General features: G+C 72.7%; 21 protein-coding genes. 7 read left to right on the top strand and 14 right to left on the bottom strand.

Annotated elements, in window-relative coordinates:
• Positions 1 to 36: 36 nt before the first annotated feature.
• From ACNKF0_RS07855 to ACNKF0_RS07845, 3 genes are read left to right on the top strand one after another with little or no spacing between them, the layout of a single operon-like run.
• Positions 37 to 522 carry an NAD(P)H-dependent oxidoreductase gene (locus ACNKF0_RS07855; protein ID WP_416957241.1) on the top strand — a complete coding sequence of 162 codons (486 nt, stop codon included), beginning with the start codon at positions 37 to 39 and terminating at the stop codon, positions 520 to 522.
• Positions 519 to 1,328, top strand: coding sequence for a septum formation family protein (locus ACNKF0_RS07850; RefSeq protein ID WP_416957239.1), 810 nt, complete (start codon positions 519 to 521; stop codon positions 1,326 to 1,328). Before ACNKF0_RS07855 ends, ACNKF0_RS07850 begins: the two co-directional genes overlap by 4 nt.
• Before the next feature lie 24 nt (positions 1,329 to 1,352).
• A complete protein-coding gene (locus ACNKF0_RS07845) occupies positions 1,353 to 2,291 on the top strand; it encodes an L-lactate dehydrogenase (RefSeq protein ID WP_299927432.1) in 939 nt (312 codons plus the stop codon).
• Positions 2,292 to 2,314: 23 nt separating this feature from the next.
• Here the strand turns inward: ACNKF0_RS07845 and era are convergent, their stop codons facing one another.
• From era to ACNKF0_RS07795, 10 genes are all read right to left on the bottom strand, one after another.
• The gene (gene era, locus ACNKF0_RS07840) at positions 2,315 to 3,322 is read right to left on the bottom strand and encodes a GTPase Era (protein WP_416957237.1); all 1,008 of its coding nucleotides are present in this window, start codon (positions 3,320 to 3,322) and stop codon (positions 2,315 to 2,317) included.
• Positions 3,315 to 4,091 carry a siderophore-interacting protein gene (locus ACNKF0_RS07835; protein ID WP_416957235.1) on the bottom strand — a complete coding sequence of 259 codons (777 nt, stop codon included), beginning with the start codon at positions 4,089 to 4,091 and terminating at the stop codon, positions 3,315 to 3,317. Before ACNKF0_RS07835 ends, era begins: the two co-directional genes overlap by 8 nt.
• A gap of 20 nt (positions 4,092 to 4,111) precedes the next feature.
• Entirely contained in the window at positions 4,112 to 5,419 is a 1,308-nt protein-coding gene (locus ACNKF0_RS07830; protein WP_416957233.1) for a class I SAM-dependent methyltransferase, read from the bottom strand.
• Positions 5,416 to 6,789: an FAD-binding oxidoreductase gene (locus ACNKF0_RS07825; protein WP_416957231.1), complete on the bottom strand. Its 1,374-nt coding sequence runs from the start codon at positions 6,787 to 6,789 to the stop codon at positions 5,416 to 5,418. The genes ACNKF0_RS07830 and ACNKF0_RS07825 overlap by 4 nt, the downstream gene beginning before the upstream one ends.
• A gap of 60 nt (positions 6,790 to 6,849) precedes the next feature.
• On the bottom strand, positions 6,850 to 7,197 hold the full coding sequence (locus tag ACNKF0_RS07820) for a cytidine deaminase (RefSeq protein WP_299927447.1): 348 nt from the start codon (positions 7,195 to 7,197) through the stop codon (positions 6,850 to 6,852).
• A 9-nt stretch (positions 7,198 to 7,206) separates the two neighbouring features.
• A complete protein-coding gene (locus tag ACNKF0_RS07815) occupies positions 7,207 to 8,505 on the bottom strand; it encodes a hemolysin family protein (protein WP_416957228.1) in 1,299 nt (432 codons plus the stop codon).
• Position 8,506: 1 nt separating this feature from the next.
• Positions 8,507 to 8,968 (bottom strand): rRNA maturation RNase YbeY, encoded by a 462-nt coding sequence (ybeY, locus tag ACNKF0_RS07810; RefSeq protein WP_299927453.1) that lies wholly within the window; start codon positions 8,966 to 8,968, stop codon positions 8,507 to 8,509.
• Entirely contained in the window at positions 8,965 to 9,996 is a 1,032-nt protein-coding gene (locus ACNKF0_RS07805) for a PhoH family protein (protein ID WP_416957226.1), read from the bottom strand. The genes ybeY and ACNKF0_RS07805 overlap by 4 nt, the downstream gene beginning before the upstream one ends.
• Before the next feature lie 96 nt (positions 9,997 to 10,092).
• Positions 10,093 to 11,328, bottom strand: coding sequence for a hypothetical protein (locus tag ACNKF0_RS07800; RefSeq protein ID WP_416957224.1), 1,236 nt, complete (start codon positions 11,326 to 11,328; stop codon positions 10,093 to 10,095).
• A gap of 10 nt (positions 11,329 to 11,338) precedes the next feature.
• Positions 11,339 to 11,692: an HIT domain-containing protein gene (locus ACNKF0_RS07795; RefSeq protein WP_299927459.1), complete on the bottom strand. Its 354-nt coding sequence runs from the start codon at positions 11,690 to 11,692 to the stop codon at positions 11,339 to 11,341.
• A 74-nt stretch (positions 11,693 to 11,766) separates the two neighbouring features.
• On the opposite strand from ACNKF0_RS07795, the gene ACNKF0_RS07790 reads away from it, so the two are divergent.
• Positions 11,767 to 12,741, top strand: coding sequence for a Gmad2 immunoglobulin-like domain-containing protein (locus tag ACNKF0_RS07790; RefSeq protein ID WP_416957221.1), 975 nt, complete (start codon positions 11,767 to 11,769; stop codon positions 12,739 to 12,741).
• Positions 12,742 to 12,751: 10 nt separating this feature from the next.
• Here ACNKF0_RS07790 and ACNKF0_RS07785 read toward each other — a convergent pair whose 3' ends face one another.
• The 3 genes from ACNKF0_RS07785 to hrcA are packed head-to-tail and all read right to left on the bottom strand — an operon-like array spanning position 12,752 to position 15,686.
• The gene (locus ACNKF0_RS07785) at positions 12,752 to 13,492 is read right to left on the bottom strand and encodes a 16S rRNA (uracil(1498)-N(3))-methyltransferase (RefSeq protein WP_416957218.1); all 741 of its coding nucleotides are present in this window, start codon (positions 13,490 to 13,492) and stop codon (positions 12,752 to 12,754) included.
• A gap of 5 nt (positions 13,493 to 13,497) precedes the next feature.
• Positions 13,498 to 14,667 carry a molecular chaperone DnaJ gene (gene dnaJ / locus ACNKF0_RS07780; protein WP_416957216.1) on the bottom strand — a complete coding sequence of 390 codons (1,170 nt, stop codon included), beginning with the start codon at positions 14,665 to 14,667 and terminating at the stop codon, positions 13,498 to 13,500.
• Positions 14,664 to 15,686 (bottom strand): heat-inducible transcriptional repressor HrcA, encoded by a 1,023-nt coding sequence (gene hrcA, locus ACNKF0_RS07775; protein ID WP_416957213.1) that lies wholly within the window; start codon positions 15,684 to 15,686, stop codon positions 14,664 to 14,666. Before hrcA ends, dnaJ begins: the two co-directional genes overlap by 4 nt.
• Positions 15,687 to 15,768: 82 nt before the next feature.
• On the opposite strand from hrcA, the gene ACNKF0_RS07770 reads away from it, so the two are divergent.
• From ACNKF0_RS07770 to ACNKF0_RS07760, 3 genes are all read left to right on the top strand, one after another.
• Positions 15,769 to 16,632, top strand: coding sequence for an MBL fold metallo-hydrolase (locus tag ACNKF0_RS07770; protein ID WP_416957211.1), 864 nt, complete (start codon positions 15,769 to 15,771; stop codon positions 16,630 to 16,632).
• 80 nt (positions 16,633 to 16,712) lie between these two features.
• A complete protein-coding gene (locus tag ACNKF0_RS07765) occupies positions 16,713 to 17,021 on the top strand; it encodes a hypothetical protein (RefSeq protein WP_416957209.1) in 309 nt (102 codons plus the stop codon).
• A gap of 83 nt (positions 17,022 to 17,104) precedes the next feature.
• On the top strand, positions 17,105 to 17,953 hold the full coding sequence (locus ACNKF0_RS07760) for a DUF3097 domain-containing protein (protein WP_416957207.1): 849 nt from the start codon (positions 17,105 to 17,107) through the stop codon (positions 17,951 to 17,953).
• Between the two features lie 246 nt (positions 17,954 to 18,199).
• Here ACNKF0_RS07760 and hemW read toward each other — a convergent pair whose 3' ends face one another.
• On the bottom strand, positions 18,200 to 19,417 hold the full coding sequence (gene hemW, locus ACNKF0_RS07755) for a radical SAM family heme chaperone HemW (protein ID WP_416957205.1): 1,218 nt from the start codon (positions 19,415 to 19,417) through the stop codon (positions 18,200 to 18,202).
• Between the last annotated feature and the right edge of the window lie 69 nt (positions 19,418 to 19,486).

Raw genomic sequence — 19,486 nt, 5'->3', positions numbered from 1 at the left:
TACGCCGCTCGCGGGGCCGTGAGTAGCCTCGGCTCCGTGCCGCGCCTGCTGATCGTCCACCACTCGCCGACGCCGTCGGTGGCCGCGCTGACCGAGGCCGTCGTCGCCGGCGCCTCGGACGAGGCGATCGCGGGCGTGGAGGTGGTCGTCCGAGCCGCGCTCGAGGCTGACGCGGACGACGTGCTGGCCGCGGACGGCTACGTCCTCGGCACGCCCGCCAACTTCGGCTACATGAGCGGCGCCCTCAAGCACTTCTTCGACTCGATCTTCCTCCAGGCCGGGGGCGCGCTCACCGACGACGGCTCGGCCGCGACCGTCGAAGGAGGCCGCAAGCCGTTCGGCCTCTACGTCCACGGGCGCTACGACACCACCGGCGCGGTGCGGTCGGTCCAGTCGATCGTCGGTGCGCTCGCCTGGCGCCAGAGCGCGCCCGTCCTCGAGGTGCTGGGCGACGTGGGCGAGACGGACCGCGAAGCGGCGTACGAGCTGGGCGGCACGCTCGCCGCGCTGGTGATGGGATGAGGCGGCTCCTCGCCATGGTGGCCGCGGCCGCGGTGCTGTCGGCCTGCACCTCGGCTCCGGACGCACCCGCGGACGACCCGACCACGTCCCCCTCGTCGACGCCCGTCCCGGCCGCGACCGCTCCCCCGGACCCGGGACCGACGCCGGAGGCGGGCGAGTGCCACGCCCTGTCCCTGCGCCAGGCGGTCGCCGTGGTCGGCCGCACGGCACCGGTCCCGTGCCGCCGACCCCACACGGCCCAGACCTACTTCGTCGGCCGGCTCGACCTCACCACCAAGTCCGGCTTCACGCGTCGGGTGGACTCGCAGGCCGCGCAGCGCCAGATGAGCCGGGCCTGCACCACCCGGCTGCCGAAGCACCTCGGACGTACGCCGCGCGAGCTGAGGCTCAGCATGGTGCGGGCCGTCTGGTTCAGCCCGAGCCCCGCGCGGGCGGAGGCCGGGGCCGACTGGTTCCGCTGCGACATCGTGGCCGTCGCCTCGCCGGGCACCCTGCTGCGGCTGCCGCGGCGGACGAAGGGATGGGGCGGGCCCGCGATGTGCGCGACCGCCGCGCCCGGCACTCCCGGGTTCCGGCGGGTGACGTGCGGCGCGAAGCACGCGTGGCGGGCGGCGGCGACCGTGGACATCCCGGGCCGCAGGCTGCCTGCCCGGGACGCGGTCGCGGCACGGATGGACCCGGTCTGCCGCGACGTCGCCGCGGACGCCACCGACGACCCGCTCGACTTCACCTGGTCGCAGGAGAGCCCGACGCGCGATCAGTGGGAGGCCGGGCAGCGCTACGGGATCTGCTGGGTGCCGGCCTGACCCTCGGCCTGTCAGAGTGGGTCCATGTCGAAGGTCGCGATCGTCGGTGCCGGTGCCGTGGGAACGGCCATCGCCTATGCAGCCCAGATCCGTGGCGTGTGCCGCCAGCTCGCCCTGTTCGACCTCAACGCCCAGAAGGTGCGGGCGGAGGTGCTCGACCTCAACCACGGGATGCAGTTCACCCCGATGGCCGAGATCACCGGCAGCGACGACCTCGCCGTCTGCGCAGGCGCGGACGTCGTCGTCATCACGGCCGGCGCCAAGCAGGACCCCGGGCAGAGCCGGCTCGACCTCGCCGCCGCCAACGTCGCGATGTGCCGCGACCTCGTGCCGGCGCTCGTCACCCTGGCTCCCGAGGCGCTGCTGCTCGTCGTGACCAACCCGGTCGACGTGGTGACCATGGCCGCCCTGGAGTTCTCCGGGCTGCCCAGCAACCGCGTGTTCGGGTCCGGCACGGTCCTCGACTCCTCACGGCTGCGGTTCCTCATCGCCGAGCACACCCACGTGGCCGTGCAGAACGTCCACGCCTACATCGCCGGTGAGCACGGCGACTCCGAGGTGCCGCTCTGGTCCACCGCCACGATCGGTGGCGTGCCGGTCGAGGACTGGGAGGCGCCGGGCGTCGGCCGCCTCGATGCCGACGCCCGTGCCCGGATCCACGAACGGGTGGTCACCGCGGCGTACGAGATCATCGCGGGCAAGGGCGCCACCAGCCTGGCGATCGGCCTCTCGGTGTCCCGGATGCTCGAGGCGGTCCTCCACGACGAGCACCGCGTCCTGCCCGTCACCTCGCGACTCGACGGGGTGCACGGGCTCTCCGGGGTGTGCCTCTCGATGCCGTCGGTCGTCGGCCGGTCCGGGGTCGAGAGCGTGCTCGCCACGCCCCTCAGCCCGGACGAGCGGGACCGGCTCGCGGCGTCGGCGGAGGCGGTGCGCTCGACCGCGCGGAGCCTGGGCCTCTGAGCCTCAGGCCTCGAAACCGGGCCTCAGAAGCCGAGCTTGCGCAGCTGGCGCGGGTCGCGCTGCCAGTCCTTGGCGATCTTGACCTGCAGGTCGAGGTAGACCGGCGTGCCCAGCAGGGCCTCGATCTGCTTGCGGGCGGCCGTGCCGACCGAGCGCAGGCGCGAGCCCTTGTGGCCGATCATGATGCCCTTCTGGGAGTCGCGCTCGACGTAGAGGTTGGCGACGATGTCGAGCAGGGGCTTGTCGTCGGGACGCCCCTCGCGCAGTCCCATCTCCTCGACGACCACGGCGATCGAGTGCGGCAGCTCGTCTCGGACGCCCTCGAGGGCGGCCTCGCGGATCAGGTCCGCGGCGAGCGCCTCCTCCGGCGCGTCGGTCAGGTCGCCGTCGGGGTAGAGCGGCGGCCCCTCCGGTAGCAGGCCGACGAGGAGGTCGGCGAGCAGGTCGACCTGGTCGCCCGCCACCGCGGACACGGGCACGATCTCGGCCCACTCGGTGCCGGTCTCCTCGCCGAGGGCGGCGATGTCCATGAGGTGGTTCGCCAGCTGCTCGGGGGTGACCAGGTCGGTCTTGGTGGCGACCGCGATGCGCACCGTGCGGCGCACCTTGCCGAGCTCGGTGACGATGAACCGGTCACCGGGACCGATCTTCTCGTTGGCCGGGAAGCACACGGCGACGACGTCGACCTCGGCCCAGGTCGTACGCACCAGGTCGTTGAGCCGCTCGCCGAGCAGCGTGCGCGGGCGGTGGAGGCCGGGGGTGTCGACCAGGATCAGCTGGGCGTCGGCGCGGTGCACGATGCCGCGCACCACGTTGCGGGTGGTCTGCGGCTTGGAGGACGTGATGACGATCTTCTGGCCCACGAGCGCGTTGGTCAGGGTCGACTTGCCGGCGTTCGGTCGGCCGACGAACGACGCGAACCCGCTGCGGTAGCCCTCGGGCGCCTCGTAGAAGGCGCCCGCCGGCGCGACGCCGGAGAGGTCGAAGTCCTCGTCGAGCTCGTCGTCGAGCTCGTCGTCGTGGTCAGCCATCGGTCGTCTCCCTGGCAGCGTCGTAGTCGGCCCAGATCTGCTCGTCAGTCTTGCCTGCCGCCTTGCCCGCGCGCCAGACCGGTCCGGGATCGACGGCCCGGGGCTGCCGGGCGGCGGTGGCGCGCCAGTAGCCCATCACGTCGTAGTGGCTGGTCGGCAGCCCGACCTCGCGCATGAGGTGCTTGCGGATCGCGCGCATCTGGGCGGACTCCCCCGCCATCCAGAAGTAACCCTCACCCTCGGGCCACTCGATGCCCTCGACGACCGTGGCCAGCGCACTCTGCCCGGGCGCGGGTGGGGCCAGCCAGGTCACGTCGACGCCGGACGGCAGGTAGCCGGTCAGGTCGTCGGGCACCTCCGCCATGACGTACGTCGTCAGGTCGGGGCGGGTCTCGGCGATGCGGGCCATCGCCGGCATGGCCGTCAGGTCGCCGACCAGCAGCAGCCAGCGCGCGCCGGGCGGCGGCGCGAAGGACGCCTTGGGCTCGGTCACGGTGACGGTGTCGCCGACGCAGTCGCGCGTCGCCCACTCGGTGACCAGGCCGACGTCGTGGACCACGACGTCGAGGGTCAGCTCGCCGTCCCGGAAGGACCGCACGGTGTAGTAACGGCTCTGGAACTGGCCGGGCACGACGAGGCCGACCCACTCGTCGGGGACGCCGGTCGAGGTGAAGCCGTCGAGGTCGTCGAGCACGATCCGGACGAGGTGGTCCGAGAGCGGTTCGCGGCGACGCACGGTCGCCTGGAACTGGGCTGCACGGGTGCTCACCCGTCGAGGCTATCGGTGGCTCACCAGTCGGGACGCATCGGGAAGTCGGAACGGCCGTCGTCGTGGTTGCGGGTCGCGAGCACCTGGTGCAGCTCGACCTCGTCGCGCTCGAAGCCGACGCGCGAGCCGGCGATGTAGAGCCCCCACACCCGCGCGGTCCCCTCGCCGACCTCGGCCACGCACTCGTCCCAGTGCTCGACCAGGTTGCGGTTCCAGTCGCGCAGCGTGGCGGCGTAGTGCAGGCGCAGGTTCTCGCTGTGCTGCACCTCGAGGTCCTGGTCCTGCGCGGCGCCGATGATCGTGCCCGAGCCGATGAGCTCCCCGTCGGGGAAGACGTAGCGGTCGATGAAGTGCCCAGTCTCCTGGCGCCGGTTGTGCCGTCGGGTGATGGAGTGGTTGAGCAGGCGGCCGCCCGGCTTGAGGCGGTCGCGGAGGTGGCGGAAGTAGGCGGGGTAGTTGCGCACGCCGATGTGCTCGGTGAGCCCGATCGAGCTGACGGCGTCGAAGCCGGACTCCGAGACGTCGCGGTAGTCGAGGTGGCGCACCTCGGCGAGGTGGCCGAGGCCCTCACGGTCGATCGCCTCGGTGGCCCACTGGGCCTGCTCGAGCGACAGGGTCACGCCCAGCGCTCGTACGCCGTGCTCCCGGGCGGCGTGGCGCACCATCGTTCCCCAGCCGCAGCCGACGTCGAGCAGCCGTTGACCCGGGCGGAGGTCGAGCTTGCGGCACACCAGGTCGAACTTCGCGGCCTGGGCCTCCTCGAGCGTCAGGTCCGGGGCCTCGTAGAGCGCACAGGTGTAGGCCATCGACGGCCCGAGCACCAGCTCGTAGAACCGGTTGGACACGTCGTAGTGGTGGGAGATGACCTCGGCGTCGCGCGTCATCGAGTGGCGCAGTCCCTCCATCGCGCGCCGCCAGCGGGGCAGGTGCTCCTGGGGCGGCGGGGCGGGTGGGCGCAGGTGGGAGAGCCCGAGGCTGCGGGCGATGTTCACCACCTCGGACGGCGCCGGCACGCGGAACTTCGTGTGGTCCTTCAGCAGCACGAGGGCGTCGTAGGGGTCGCCGGGGTGCACCCCCGACAGGCTGAGGTCGCCGCGGACGTAGGCGCGCACCATGCCGAGGTCGCCGGGAGCCGTCATCAGGTAGGCGAGCCCGCGCTCGTTGTGCAGCTGCATCCCCACGGGCGCGTCGGGAGGGCCGGCGCTGCTGCCGTCGTACGCCGAGAAGTGCAGCGGCAGTCCGCCCCTCACCAACGAGTCCATCGCGGCGCCGATCGTCAGGCGTGCCGTCCCGCCGCGGCCCGAGCCGGGGTCCGTGTGGAGGGTCATCGTCGTTGCACCACCTTGTCGTAGAGGGACGTCAGCCGGTCGCCGGGGTCGTGGGCGGCCTTGACCCGCGCCAGGTGGGGGCCGCCGTAGAGCCGGTCGAACTCGTCGGCCGCGTAGAAGGCCTCCGAGTAGAGGCTCTTGTGGCCGCCGAGCTCCGACACCTTCGCCTCGATCGCGCGGTTGCGCGGGGACATGGGGGCGTCCGGGCCGACGTTGACGATGCCCCAGAACCCGACGTTGACGTAGGTCGTCGCGGCGCTGAGCGGGTAGCCGGGCCACGGCCGGTCGCCGGGCCCGTCCCCCGCGCGGCGCAGCCGCAGTGGGCACAGCCACACCGGGCGCATGCCGACCTCGCGGTCGAACCAGGCCAGGAACTCCGGCAGCCGCTCGACGGGCACCTCGACGTCCTGCACGACGCGCTCGCCCTGCGGGCGGCCGGCGCGGCGGTCGAGCCGGTCCGCGACGCCGAGCCGGCGGTCGAGGGCGACGAGCTTCCAGTAGACGTCGGAGCGACGCAGCCGTCGCGGCCAGATCCGCCGGACGAGGGGGTGCTGGGCCCCGAAGGCCCGCGAGCACCAGAACCAGTCGGTGTCCCAGCGCCAGAGGTAGTCGTGCATCGTGAGCCGGTCGGTGGCCCGCCGCTGCAGCGAGCGGTAGAAGACCTGCTGCCCGGTGTAGTCGCTGGTCGGGCCCGGCTCGTCGGTCCAGCGGGCCAGCGTGAGGTAGAGCTCGTCGGGCGCGAAGGCGACGCCGTCCACCGCGTCGACCCGCTCCCCCGCCCAGGACCGCTCCTCGACCACGCGGGTGACGGCCTCGGCGAGCGCGGCGGCGTCGGGGAGGCGGACGTGGCGCAGGGCGACGTACGACGGCACCGGCTCGAGCTCGATGCGCAGCCGGGTGGCGTAGCCGAGCGAGCCGTAGGAGTTGGGGAAGGCGTCGAAGAGGTCGTCGCCCGGTTTGGTCGTGACGATCTCGCCGGCCCCGGTGAGCACGTCCATCTCGAGCACGGACTCGTGCGGCAGGCCGTTGCGGAAGCTGGTCGCCTCGATGCCGAGCCCGCTGACCGCGCCGCCGAGCGTGATCGTCCTCAGCTGCGGCACGACGAGCGGGATCCGCCCGTGCGCGAGCGTCACCTCGACGAGGTGCTCGTAGGTGCACATCCCCTGCACCTCCGCGACGTCGCCGTCGACCTCGATGACGCCCGTCAGCCCGGAGACGTCGAGGCCGGCCGCGGAGGCGGCGCGGCCGCGGAAGAGGTTGCTCGTGCGCTTGGCCAGCCGCACGGGGGCGTCGGCGGGTAGGGCGGCGTAGGACTCCCTGAGCCGTGCCTCCCCGACAGCATGCTGCTCGCGACCGACAGTCGTGCGCACCCCTCCACGCTAGCGATCCCGGCCCGCGCGCGCGAGCACGTCACTGGACCAGTGGCGTGCTCAGGTCGTGGTCGAGCGGGTGATCGTGCCGCGCTGGTCGCCGACGTGCACCGGCACGCCGGATCCGGCGAAGTCGTGCACCGCGTCGAGGACGGGCTCGGTGTCGGTGAGCACCACCGCTGCCTCGAGGCCGGCCGAACCGGACGAGACGGCCATGGCCACGCACACCTCGAGCGCGGACAGGTCGAGGTGCGCCAGGCGCACGCTGGCGGCGGCGTAGGTGCGTCCGTCGAGGTCGCGCACCGCCGCCCCCTCGTCGGCGCGGGCGCGGGCGCGGGTCGCGCGGGCCAGGGTCACCAGCTTGGCGTCCTCGGCGCTGGGTCCGGCAGCGTCGTCGTGGGTGCTCATGCGAGAACCCTAGAGCGGGTCGTCGGGGGACTCGTCGGACGCCGGGTCGAGCACCGTCACCAGCACGGTCCCGATCTTGTTGCGGCGCCCGGTGGCGCGCTCGGCCTCCAGCCGCAGGCCGTGGCACTCCACGACGGAGCTGGGGATCGGGACCTTGCCGAGGTGCTTGGCCATGAGCCCGCCGACGCTGTCCACGTCGTCGTCCTCGACGTCGAAGCCCACCAGCTCGTCGAGGTCGTCGACCGGGTAGCGCGAGGACACCCGGATGGCGCCGCCGTCGAGGTGCTCGACCTCGACCTCCTCGGCGTCGTACTCGTCGGTGATCTCGCCGACGATCTCCTCCAGGACGTCCTCGATCGTGACCAGCCCGGCGGTGCCGCCGTACTCGTCGACCACCACCGCGATGTGCTGGCGTCGGGCCTGCAGCTCGGTGAGCAGGGCGTCGACCGGCTTGGAGTCGGGGACGTAGTGCACCGGGCGCATCACCTCGTCGACGCGCTGGGTGAACTCGACGTCGGGGGCCTCGAAGTCGCGGCGCACGATGTCCTTGAGGTAGGCCATGCCGACGATGTCGTCGAGGTTCTCGTCGATCACCGGGATCCGGGAGTAGCCGCTGCGCAGGAAGAGCGACAGCGTCTGGCGCAGGTTCTTGTGGCGCTCGACGTAGACGACGTCGGGGCGCGGGACCATCACCTCGCGGGTGATCGTGTCGCCGAGCTCGAAGACCGAGTGGATCATCCGGCGCTCACCGGACTCGATGATCGCGCCCGCCTCGGCCATGTCGACGAGCTCGCGCAGCTCGGTCTCGGTGGAGAACGGGCCCTCGCTGAAGCCCTTGCCGGGCGTGATGGCGTTGCCGAGGAGGATGAGCAGCGCGGGGATCGGGCCGAGGACGGTCGTGACGAGGGAGATCGGGCCGGCCGACGCCAGCGCCACGCGTACGTCGTGCTGGCGGCCGATGGTGCGTGGCGCGACGCCGATCACGACGAACGACACCACCAGCATCACGCCGATCGTGGTCAGGAACGTCGGGACGGGCGAGCCCTGGTAGGCGTCGCGCGCCCACGTGGCGACCAGCACGATCGCGCTGATCTCGCACAGCAGGCGCATCAGGAGGGCGGTGTTGAGGTAGCGCGCGGGGTCGTCGAGCAGCTTCACCAGTCGCGCCGCTCCTGGGCGGCCCTCCGCCTTCAGCTCCTCCGCGCGGGCACGCGAGAAGCCACCCAGGGCGGCGTCGGCGGCCGAGAAGAGGCCGGCCAGGACGACCAGCAGAGCGGCTGAGCCGAGCTGCCAGATGTCAGCGGTCATGTCAGGCGGGACCGGCGTCGGCGCGCCACTTGTCGAGCAGCTCGCCCTGCAGCCCGAACATCACCGCGTGCTCCTCCGGCTCGGCGTGGTCGTAGCCGAGGAGGTGGAGGATGCCGTGGACGGTCAGCAGGTCGATCTCGGCCTCCCGTCCGTGCCCGGCCTCCTCACCCTGCCGCTCGGCGACCGACGGGGCCAGCACGAGGTCACCGAGGACGCCCTCCTCGGGCTCCTCGTTGACCTTGCCGGGCCGGAGCTCGTCCATCGGGAAGGCGAGCACGTCGGTGGGGCCGTCCTTCTCCATCCACTGGCCGTTGAGCTCGGCGATGGTGTCCTCGTCGACGGCCTTGATGCACAGCTCGGCCTGCGGGTGGACGCGCATCTGCTCCATCACGAAGCGCGCGAGCCGGGAGAGACGGCGTACGTCGAGCTCGTGGCCCGACTCGTTGAGGACCTCGATGCTCATCGCGGGCTCCGGGGGCCGCTGCTCTTCGGGCGGGCGGCCTCGGTCTCGGCGTCGAAGACGTCGTAGGCCTCCACGATCCGACCGACGAGGCGGTGGCGCACGACGTCGGTGCCGGTGAGGCGGCAGAACGTGATGTCGTCGACGCCGTCGAGGATGCCCTCCACGACGCGCAGGCCCGACTTGGTGCCCGACGGCAGGTCGACCTGGCTGGTGTCGCCGGTGACGACGATGCGCGAGCCGAAGCCGAGGCGGGTGAGGAACATCTTCATCTGCTCCGGCGTGGTGTTCTGCGCCTCGTCGAGGATGATGAAGGAGTCGTTGAGCGAGCGGCCGCGCAGGAACGCCAGCGGGGCGACCTCGATCGTGCCGGCGGCCAGCAGCTTGGGGATCGTGTCGGGGTCGACCATGTCGTGCAGCGCGTCGTAGAGCGGGCGCAGGTAGGGGTCGATCTTCTCGCTGAGCGTCCCGGGCAGGAAGCCGAGCCGCTCCCCCGCCTCGACGGCCGGGCGGCTCAGGATGATCCGGTTGACCTCCTTGGCCTGGAGGGCCTGCACGGCCTTCGCCATGGCCAGGTAGGTCTTGCCGGTGCCGGCGGGGCCGATGCCGAAGGTGATCGTGCTCTTGTCGATCGACTCGACGTAGCGCTTCTGGTTGAGCGTCTTGGGCCGGATCGTGCGACCGCGGTTGGACAGGATGTTGAGGCTCAGCACGTCGGCCGGCCGCTCCTGCGTCTCGGTGCGCAGCATCTGCATGATCCGCTCGACCGTCTCGCCCGTGACGCCCTGACCGGTGCGGACCAGGGTCACGACCTCGTCGAGGAGGCGCTCCGCCATGGCGACCTCGGCCGACTCCCCGGAGAGCGTGATCCGGTTGCCGCGGACGTGGACGGTGGCGTCGAAGGCCCGCTCGATCAACCGGAGGTGCTCGTCGCCCGGGCCCAGGACGGAGACCATGTCGATGCTGTTGGGGACGACCACGGTGTGGGTCGGTCGAACCTCTGGGGTGCCTGGCTGGTTGGTGGCAGTCATGGATGCCCGTGGGGGCGGCCTTCCGGGTCGGTGGCAGAGCCCCTCCATGCTACCGAGCGCGCGGCGTGCGGCCCACCTGACAGGGGTGGCCACCCGTCAGGGGCGGGTGACCTGCAGCATCCCGAGGCACATCTCGTCGGTCGTGCCCTCGCCCCACACGACGTAGCGGTCGGGCTGGCCCTCGAAGGACGGCAGCTCGTCGCGCAGCCACTGGACGTGGCGACACGTCACCTTGACCTGCTCGAACGGCTCGAGCCGGATCGGGTCGATCGGGCGGCTGCCCTGGTCGTCGAAGTCCCAGACGGGGATGTCGAGGATGGTGCGGGCCTGCGGGGTGCCGGGGTTGACCTCGATCTCCAGCGAGCGACCGAGCAGGTGCATGTGGCCCGCCACGCCGTGGATGGTGATCGGCTCCCCGAGCGTGCGCACGCACGACTGCACCTCGCCCGGACGAGGCTCACCGCCGCACAGCAGGTGGAGCAGGTCGGCGGTGTTGCCGTCGGCGCCGAACCGCTCCTTGACGTCGGCGACCGCAGCGTCGCGCTCGCACAGCTCCCCGTCGGAGTGCCGCGGGCGGCACGGCAGCTCCACGGGCGCGGGCAGCAGCATGGTGCTCAACGCCTGCAGGTCGCGCCCGCCGGGTGCGAGGCGCAGCTGGGCCGCGGACGTGTCGGGCTGCTGGCCGGCGAGCAGGTTGTAGTGGACCTGCATCACGATGCGGCTGCCCTTGCGCAGACGTACGCCGTAGCCGGGCTTGGTGACCGACTCCCGGCCGCCCGGCGCCCAGGCGCCGATCCACGACGAGCGGTTCACGTCCTGGAACTCGTCGAGCCCGGTGCCGCCGAAGCAGGTCCAGCCCTCGTCCTCCTCCGCGGCGTCCTTGGCCTCGGCGGCGGCCACCTGTTCGGGCGTGACCTGGAAGAGGATGACGTGGTGCACCACGTCGGGGTTGCCGGGCAGCACCTGGGTGCCGGTGAGCCAGGCGTCGCGGTCGAGCTCGGGGTCGAGCAGGAAGCACCGGTAGTCGTCGGTGCCGGTGCCGTAGGGCGCGGACGGCGTGTAGGCGCCGGGCATCGCGATCGTCGTACGCGTCTCACCCGCACGCAGCCGGCGGGACTTCGCCGGCTCGGCGTAGTGCCCGCTGTGCCCGGCCTGCCCGGTCTCGTCGACCTCCTCGACCTCGGCCGGGGACGCGCTGGTCGGGGAGTCGGCGGGCTGGGTGGCCGTCTGGTCGGCGCTGCCCGCACCGTCGCCTCCGCTGCAGGCGGAGAGCGCGAGGAGCCCGGCGGCGAGGACCGCGGCGAGGGCGGCACGGGTGCGGGTGCGGGTCATGGTGATCGGCTCAGACCAGCGTCTCGGTCATGCGCGACGAGCCGCCGAGCACGTGGAGGTGGGTGTGGAACACCGTCTGGCCGGCGCCCGCGCCGGTGTTGGCGATGAGGCGGTAGTCGTCGTTGCCCGACGCCTTCGCCACCTCGTCCGCGAGCGAGACCAGGTGGCCGACGGAGGCCGGGTCGGCGGCCGCGGACGCGGCGGCGTTGTCGTGGTGGTCCGCCGAGATGACCAACGCGTGGAACGGCGCCTGCGGGTTGAGGTCCTTGATCGAGACGGCGTGGTCGTTGCGGCCGAGCACGTCGGCCGGGACCTCGCCGGCGACGATCTTGCAGAAGATGCAGTCGGGCGCCGTCTCGCTCATGGGCCAAGCCTAGGCTTTGGCGCCCCGGCGTGGGACCGGAAGCAGCGCCCGCGCGTCCCACTACCGTGACGAGCATGACCTTCCCCACCACCCCTCGACCGGCTCGGCCCCACGCCGTACGACGCTGGGCGGGCGCCGCCGCGGTCGTCGTGGCGAGCAGCCTGGCCCTCGCCGGGTGCAGTGACGACGCGGCACCGGTCTCCGACGAGACCACCGCGACCGACGACGCCACCCCGTCGGAGTCCCCGTCCGAGTCCCCCGCCGAGACGCCGTCGGAGCCCGCAGAGTCGCCGTCCGAGTCACCGTCCGAGTCGGCTGCTGCGTCCGGCACCGCGATCCCGGTCTACTTCGCCGGCGACGGTCCCGGCGGCCGTACCGTCCTGTTCCGCGAGTTCCAGCGCGTCGAGGGCGACCCGCTCACGGAGGCGGCCCGCCTCGTCGCCGGTGGCGGCCAGCCGACCGACCCCGACTACCGCACGCTCTGGCCCGGGGTGGAGATCGCGTCGGTGCAGGCGACCGACGGGGTGCTCCTCGTCGAGGTCCCGTCCGACGGCTTCACCGACCGCCCGGACGGGATGTCGAGGCGCGACGCCAGGCTCGCCCTCCAGCAGCTGGTCCGCACGCTCCAGGGCGTCCAGCAGGAGCGCGTGCCGGTGCAGGTGCAGCGCGAGGGCGGCGCCCCCCTCTTCGGGCTGCCGACCGACACGCCGTTCGAGGCGGCTCCCGTGCTGCGCACGCTCAACCTGGTCAACATCACGTCCCCCGCCGAGGGCGACACGGTCTCGGGCGACACCGTGACCGTGACCGGTGTCGCCAACTCCTTCGAGGCCAGCGGGCCGTGCCGGCTGCTCGAGGACGGCGAGGAGGTCGCGCTCGAGGGCTACCAGTCCGAGGGCTGGATGGAGGACCGGCTGTTCCCGTTCGAGGTCGACCTGCCTCTCGACGGCGTGAGCGGCGAGGTCGTGGTGCAGTGCGAGACCGACGACCCCTCCGGCGGCGCGGAGGGCAACGGCCCGGCGGTCGACACCAAGACGATCACCGTGCAGTAGCCGCGCAGGGTCAGGCCCAGCGGGAGGTGCGCGCCAGCACGGCGGCGACGGCGACGACACCGGCGGTGGACGTGCGGAGCACCTCAGTGCCGAGGCGTACGGCGTGGGCGCCGGCGTCGGTCAGCGCGGCGAGCTCGTCAGGGCTGATCCCGCCCTCGGGACCCACCACGAGGACGATCCGCCCGGCCTCCGGGACCTCCAGCGCCCCCAGCGGCAGCGTGGCGTCCTCGTGCAGGACGAGCGCGAGGTCGGCCTCCGCGACGACCGCCGCGAGGTCGGCGGTCGACGCCAGCGGGGTGACGGTCGGCAGCCACGAGCGTCGCGACTGCTTGGCCGCCTCGCGGGCGGTGGCCTGCCACTTCGCGTGCGACTTCGCTGCGCGCTCGCCCTTCCACACCGCCACCGAGCGCGAGGCCGCCCACGGCACGATGCGGTCGACGCCGACCTCGGTGAGCACCTCGACCGCGAGCTCGCCACGGTCGCCCTTGGGAAGGGCCTGCACGACGGTGATCGCCGGCTCGGGCCTGGGGTCCTGCGCGACGGAGGCGACGGTCACGGAGAAGACCCGCTTGCCGGTCGAGGTCACCGATCCCGTCACCGAGGTGCCCCGACCGTCGGTCAGCACGACCTGCTCCCCCTCGCGGAGGCGTCGTACGGCGACGGCGTGGTGCGCCTCGTCACCGGTCACCTCGACGACGGACCCGGGCGCTGCTCCGGCCAGGGACTCGACGAGGTGGACCGGGAGCGACACCCGGCTCAGCCCTGGAAGGCGTCGCGGAGCCGACCGAACATCGACTTGTGCGGCGCCTCGTTGTTGCCGTCGGGCTGCTCTTCGCCCCGGATCGCCGCGAGCTCTCGCAGCAGCTCCTCCTGGCGCGGGTCGAGGCGCGTGGGCGTCTCGACGGCGATGCTGACCACGAGGTCGCCGCGCCCACCGCGCAGGCTCGGCACGCCGAAGCCGCGCACCACCTGCTCGCTGCCCGACTGGGTGCCGGGGCGGATGTCGAGGTCGTACGTCGTCACGGTCTCCGAGGACTCGTCGGACGAGGCGGGCAGGTCGGCCTCGAGCAGCGGAAGCGTGAGCTGGGTGCCGAGGGCGGCCGCCGACATCGGCAGCGAGATCGTGGTGTGCAGGTCGTTGCCGTGGCGGGTGAACGTCGGGTGGGGCTCGACGTGGATCTCGACGTAGAGGTCGCCGGCCGGGCCACCGCCGGGGCCGACCTCGCCCTGGCCGGTGAGCTGCACGCGGGTGCCGTGGTCGACGCCTGCGGGGATCTTGACCGTCAGGGTGCGACGCGAGCGCACCCGGCCGTCACCCGAGCACTCCCGGCACGGGTCGGGGATGATCGAGCCGAAGCCCCGGCACGCCGCGCACGGGCGGAGGGTGCGGATCTCGCCGAGGAACGAGCGCTGCACCACCGCGACCTCGCCCTGGCCGTGGCAGGTCTCGCAGGTCACCGGCTTGGTGCCGGGCGCGGTGCCCTGTCCCTCGCACGCCTCGCAGCGCAGCGCCGTGTCGACCTTGAGGTCGCGGGTGACGCCGAAGGCGGCCTCGGCCAGCTCGACGTCGAGCCGGATGAGCGCGTCCTGGCCGCGGCGGGCGCGCGAGCGCGGGCCGCGGGTCTGCGCACCACCGGCGGCACCGCCACCGAAGAACGCGTCCATGATGTCGGTGAAGCTGAAGCCCTGCCCGGCGCCACCGAAGCCCTGGCTGAACGCGTCACCGCCGCGGTCGTAGGCCGCGCGCTTGCCGGGGTCGCTCAGCACCTCGTAGGCGCGGGAGACGTCCTTGAACCGCTCCTGGGTCTCCGGGTCGGGGTTGACGTCGGGGTGGAGCTGCCGCGCGAGCTTGCGGTAGGCCTTCTTGACGTCGTCGGCGCTGGCGTCGCGGGAGACGCCGAGGATCTCGTACGGGTCCTGGGTCACTGGTTTCCTTCATCGAGGATCCGGGAGACGTAGCGCGCGACGGCGCGCACGGCTGCCATGGATCCGGGGTAGTCCATGCGGGTGGGGCCGACGACGCCGAGGGAGCCGAGGTGGAACTCCTGCGGGCCGTAGCCGGTGGCCACGACGCTCGTGGCCGCGAGCTCGGAGTAGGGGCCTTCGTGGCCGATGCGCACGGTGAGCGCGTCGGTCCCCGACTCCCCCAGCAGCTTGAGCAGCACGACGTGCTCCTCCAGCGCCTCCAGCAGTGGCCGGACGGCGGTGTCGAAGTCGCCGTAGCGGGCCAGGTTGGCGGTGCCGCCGACCGCGACCCGCTCGTCGCTGCGGTGGTCGGACATCGCCTCGGTGAGCACGCCCACGATCGCGCGGGCCGAGTCGGCCTGCTCGGGGCGTACGCCGTCGGGCAGGTCGGCGAGGGCGGCGGCTGCTGCGGCGATCTGCACGCCGGCGCTGGCCTGGTTGACCAGGACGCGCAGCTCGGCGAGGTCGGTGTCGACCACCGGTGCGTCGAGCTCGACGAGGCGCTGCTCGACCCGACCGGTGCTGAGGATCAGGATCACCATCACCCGGGTCGCGGTCAGCGAGACCAGCTCGATGTGGCGGACCGTCGAGCGGGAGAGCGTCGGGTACTGGACGATCGCGACCTGCCGGGTCAGCTGGCTGAGCAGGCGGACCGAGCGCTGCACGACGTCGTCGAGGTCCACGGCACCGTCGAGCAGCGTCGCGATGGCCCGCCGCTCCGCCACGCTCATCGGCTTGAGGGTGGCGAGCTTGTCGACGAAGAGCCGGTAGCCCTTGTCGGTGGGCACGCGTCCGGCACTGGTGTGGGGCTGGTGGATGTAGCCCTCGTCCTCCAGCGCCGCCATGTCGTTGCGGACCGTCGCCGGGGAGACGCCGAGCCCGTGCCGCTCGACGAGCGCCTTCGAGCCGACCGGCTCCTCGGTCGCGACGTAGTCCTCCACGATCGCGCGCAGCACGTCGAGCTTGCGGTCGTCGACCACGTCAGCCCTCCTCTGCACGTCGGTTTCTGGCACTCGGATAATCGGAGTGCCAACTCTACTAGGAGTCCGTAGGCTCGCCGACATGCCCGACACCGCCCCCCGCTTCACCGAGGTCGCACCCCAGGTCTGGGTGGCGCACTACGACTGGATGCAGGTCAACATCACCCTGGTCGGCGGGTCGGACGGCCTGCTGATGATCGACACGCACGGGTCCGCCGCCGAGGCGCGGGTGGTCGCCGACGACGTACGCCGACTGGGCGCAGGTCCGCTGACCGGGCTGGTCAACACCCACGAGCACTGGGACCACCACTTCGGCAACGCCACCATGGTCGAGCAGTTCGGCGAGATGCCGATCCACGCGACGGACTGGGCGGCGGAGCACATGGAGGTGTCGGCCGGTCATGCCTTCGCGCGCTACGAGCAGGACACCGAGCACCCGCGCCGCGAGGAGGTCCTCGCCACCACGCTCCGCCTGCCCACCCGCACCTTCTCCTCCGCGGTCCAGCTCGACTTGGGCAGCCGGGCCGTCGAGCTGATCCACCCCGGGCGCGGGCACACGGCCGGCGACCTCGTCGTCCGCGTGCCGGACGCCGACGTGCTGGTGGGCGGCGACCTCGTCGAGGAGTCCGACCCGCCGTCCATCGGCGACGACTCGTGGCCGCTGGAGTGGCCGCTGACCCTCGACCTGGTCCTCGGCCTGATGAGCGACACCACGGTGGTCGTGCCCGGGCACGGGAAGGTCGTCGACAAGGCGTTCGTCCAGGACCAGCGTGCCGAGCTCGGTGTCATCGCCGAGACCATCCGCGACCTCGCCTCGCGCGGCGTACCGCGGTCCGAGGCCCTCGCGACCGGCGAGTGGCCGTGGGACCCCGAGCTGCTCGAGAGCGCCGTCCGGCTGGGCTACGAGCACCTGCCCCGCAGCCAGAAGCGGCTGCCCCTGATCTAGGGGCCCTGTCGGCGTCCTTCCTGGCTTCCCCCACCCCCCGGGGGCTGGTCCCGGAGAGGCCGGCCCAGTAGGACTGGGGCATGACCGAGAACAGCGAGTCCCAGACCGACAACACCGAGTCGACCGACACGCCGAAGGCGGGCAGCGGCACGAGCCCGGCCGACTCCGACCACTCCGGCGGCACGGCCTCGCCCGACGACGCCACGCTGGGCGGCATCTCCGACGACCAGCTGCCCGAGGACCTGCAGCCCGGTGAGGACAACCCGCTGGCCGAGCCCCTCGACCCGGACGACGAGGCGACCAAGAGCCGCGAGGAGCTCGAGATGGACGCCACCCAGGACGAGGACAGCGGCGACGGCGCCGAGGGCGCCGGCATCACCGGGGGCTGACCTGCGGCAGGCCCGGTCGGTGTGATCCGCGTCGCACGGCGTGCCACCGCGTCCGCGTGGAGCCGGACGCCTAACGTGGACCGGTGACCCGCGATCGCTACGGAACCGACGTCCTTTCCGGCGACTGGCGTGCGCCGAGGAACGGCCGCGCCACCGAGGTGCCGACCGAGATCGGGATGGTCGTCGAGGAGGTCACCACCGACTGGTGCGGCGAGGTCGTCGCCGTCGACCGTGACATCGACACGCTGACGCTGGAGGACCGCCGCGGCAAGCGGCGTACGTTCCCCCTCGGTCCGGGCTTCCTGCTCGAGGGCAGGCCGGTGATCCTCACCCGCCCGGTGCGCGCAGCCGCGCCCGCGGCTCCCACGCGTACGGCGTCCGGGTCCGTCGCGGTGCCCAACGCGCGCGCCCGCGTGGCCCGCGCCAGCCGGATCTTCGTCGAGGGCCGGCACGACGCCGAGCTCGTCGAGAAGGTCTGGGGCGACGACCTCCGCATCGAGGGCGTGGTGGTCGAGTACCTCGGCGGCGTCGACGACCTCGCCGAGCACCTGCGCGACTTCAAGCCCGGCCCGCAGCGCCGGGTCGGCGTCCTGGTCGACCACCTGGTCGCCGGGTCGAAGGAGGCGCGCATCGCGCAGGGCATCGCCCGCTCCCCCATCGGCAAGCACGTCCTGGTCGTCGGGCACCCGTTCATCGACATCTGGCAGGCGGTCAAGCCCGACCGGCTGGGGATCCCCCGCTGGCCCCACGTCCCCAAGGGCATCGACTGGAAGACCGGCACCTGCCAGCAGCTCGGCTGGCCGCACCGCGACCAGGCCGACATCGCCCGGGCCTGGAAGCACATCCTCGGCCGGGTCACGTCCTTCGCCGACCTCGAGCCCGCCCTCCTCGGCCGGGTCGAGGAGCTGATCGACTTCACCACCGCCCCCTGAGCGATCCCCCCGTTCGCTGGTTGAGGTGCGAGGAGCGCCAGCGACGAGCCTCGAAACCTGCCACCTCAACCAACGGTGGGCGGTCTGCCCCCACGTCGTGACGACAGCTCGGGCAACAGCTCGAAGTCGCCGCGGGCTTCGAACCACCGCACGTGCGGCGAAAGTGGCCCCTGATCGGCCGATCCGAGGGCTACGACCGCCGCACGTGCGCTCGCACCTCAACCGCCGCGGAGTGGAGGGGTGGCGTCAGTCCACCAGGTCGCGGACGATCGCGTCGGCGAGCAGCCGACCCCGCTGGGTGAGCACGAGCCGCTCGGTGGCGAGCTCGACGAGGCCGTCGGCGACGAGGCGGGCGACGTGGGAGCGGCCGGTCGCCTCGAGGGCGGTGACCGGCAGCCCCTCGACGAGGCGGATCTCCAGCAGGATCCGCTCGACGCGCCGGTCGTGGTAGCCGAGCACCTCGCGGGCCAGGGCCGGTGAGACGCCGCGGGCGAGCCGCTCGGCGTACGCCGCCGGGTGCTTGACGTTCCACCAGCGCACGCCGCCGACGTGGGAGTGCGCGCCGGGGCCCACGCCCCACCAGTGCCCGCCGGTCCAGTAGAGGAGGTTGTGCCGGCACCAGTGGTCGGGCGACATCGCCCAGTTGGACACCTCGTACCAGCTCATCCCGGCGGCGGAGAGCTTCTCGTCGGCGAGGTGGTACTTGTCGGCCAGGTCGTCCTCGTCGGGCATCGGCAGCTCGCCGCGCTTGACCTGGCGGCCCATCGCGGTGCCCTCCTCCACGATGAGGGAGTAGGCCGACACGTGGTCGGGGCGGCAGTCCAGGGCGACGTCGACCGAGGTCTCCCAGTCGGCCAGCGACTCCCCCGGCGTGCCGTAGATCAGGTCGAGGCTGACGTCGTCGAACCCGGCCCGGCGGGCCCACTCCACGGCCGCCGGCACCCGCATCGGGTCGTGCGTGCGGTCGAGGGTGCGGAGGACGTGGTCGACGGCGGACTGCATGCCGAAGCTGATCCGGTTGAAGCCGGCGGTGCGCAGCTCCTCGAGGTCCCACGCGGCGACGCTGTCGGGGTTGGCCTCGGTGGTGATCTCGACGTCGTCGACCAGCCCGAACTCGGCCGCGGCGCTGGCCACGATGGCGCCGAGGTCCGCTGGCTTCAGCAGCGTGGGGGTGCCCCCGCCGAAGAAGATCGTCTCGATGGGGACGTCACGGTGGCCCAGGACCTGGCGCGCGAAGCGGATCTCGCGGATCGCGGCCTCGGCGTACGACGAGCGGCTCGCGCCGACCTCGTCGCCGAGCTCCTGCGCGGTGTAGGTGTTGAAGTCGCAGTAGCCGCAGCGCACCGAGCAGAACGGGACGTGCACGTAGAGGCCGAACGGCTTGCTGCCGAACTCCGCCCACGCCTCGTCGGGCAGCAGGCCGTCCTCGGGGGCGACGTCGCCGTCGGGCTGGGCGGGGGGCACGCGGGTATCCAACCACGTGCCGGACGTGCGAACGGGTGCCAGTGGTCTCCCACCGGCACCCGTCCCGAA

Source organism: Nocardioides sp. T5, from assembly GCF_048161455.1.
Taxonomy (GTDB): domain Bacteria; phylum Actinomycetota; class Actinomycetes; order Propionibacteriales; family Nocardioidaceae; genus Nocardioides.
Note: the sequence above shows the minus strand (reverse complement) of the source record. Positions and strands in the feature narration are given on the sequence as shown.

Excerpts from the sequence above, each read along its gene's own strand:
- ACNKF0_RS07850 (WP_416957239.1), top strand. The coding sequence starts at position 519 with ATGAGGCGGCTCCTCGCCATGGTGGCCGCGGCCGCGGTGCTGTCGGCC.
- ACNKF0_RS07845 (WP_299927432.1), top strand. The coding sequence starts at position 1,353 with ATGTCGAAGGTCGCGATCGTCGGTGCCGGTGCCGTGGGAACGGCCATC.
- era (WP_416957237.1), bottom strand. The coding sequence starts at position 3,322 with ATGGCTGACCACGACGACGAGCTCGACGACGAGCTCGACGAGGACTTC.
- ACNKF0_RS07830 (WP_416957233.1), bottom strand. The coding sequence starts at position 5,419 with ATGACCCTCCACACGGACCCCGGCTCGGGCCGCGGCGGGACGGCACGC.
- ACNKF0_RS07820 (WP_299927447.1), bottom strand. The coding sequence starts at position 7,197 with ATGAGCACCCACGACGACGCTGCCGGACCCAGCGCCGAGGACGCCAAG.
- ACNKF0_RS07815 (WP_416957228.1), bottom strand. The coding sequence starts at position 8,505 with ATGACCGCTGACATCTGGCAGCTCGGCTCAGCCGCTCTGCTGGTCGTC.
- ybeY (WP_299927453.1), bottom strand. The coding sequence starts at position 8,968 with ATGAGCATCGAGGTCCTCAACGAGTCGGGCCACGAGCTCGACGTACGC.
- ACNKF0_RS07805 (WP_416957226.1), bottom strand. The coding sequence starts at position 9,996 with ATGACTGCCACCAACCAGCCAGGCACCCCAGAGGTTCGACCGACCCAC.
- ACNKF0_RS07800 (WP_416957224.1), bottom strand. The coding sequence starts at position 11,328 with ATGACCCGCACCCGCACCCGTGCCGCCCTCGCCGCGGTCCTCGCCGCC.
- ACNKF0_RS07795 (WP_299927459.1), bottom strand. The coding sequence starts at position 11,692 with ATGAGCGAGACGGCGCCCGACTGCATCTTCTGCAAGATCGTCGCCGGC.
- ACNKF0_RS07790 (WP_416957221.1), top strand. The coding sequence starts at position 11,767 with ATGACCTTCCCCACCACCCCTCGACCGGCTCGGCCCCACGCCGTACGA.
- ACNKF0_RS07770 (WP_416957211.1), top strand. The coding sequence starts at position 15,769 with ATGCCCGACACCGCCCCCCGCTTCACCGAGGTCGCACCCCAGGTCTGG.
- ACNKF0_RS07765 (WP_416957209.1), top strand. The coding sequence starts at position 16,713 with ATGACCGAGAACAGCGAGTCCCAGACCGACAACACCGAGTCGACCGAC.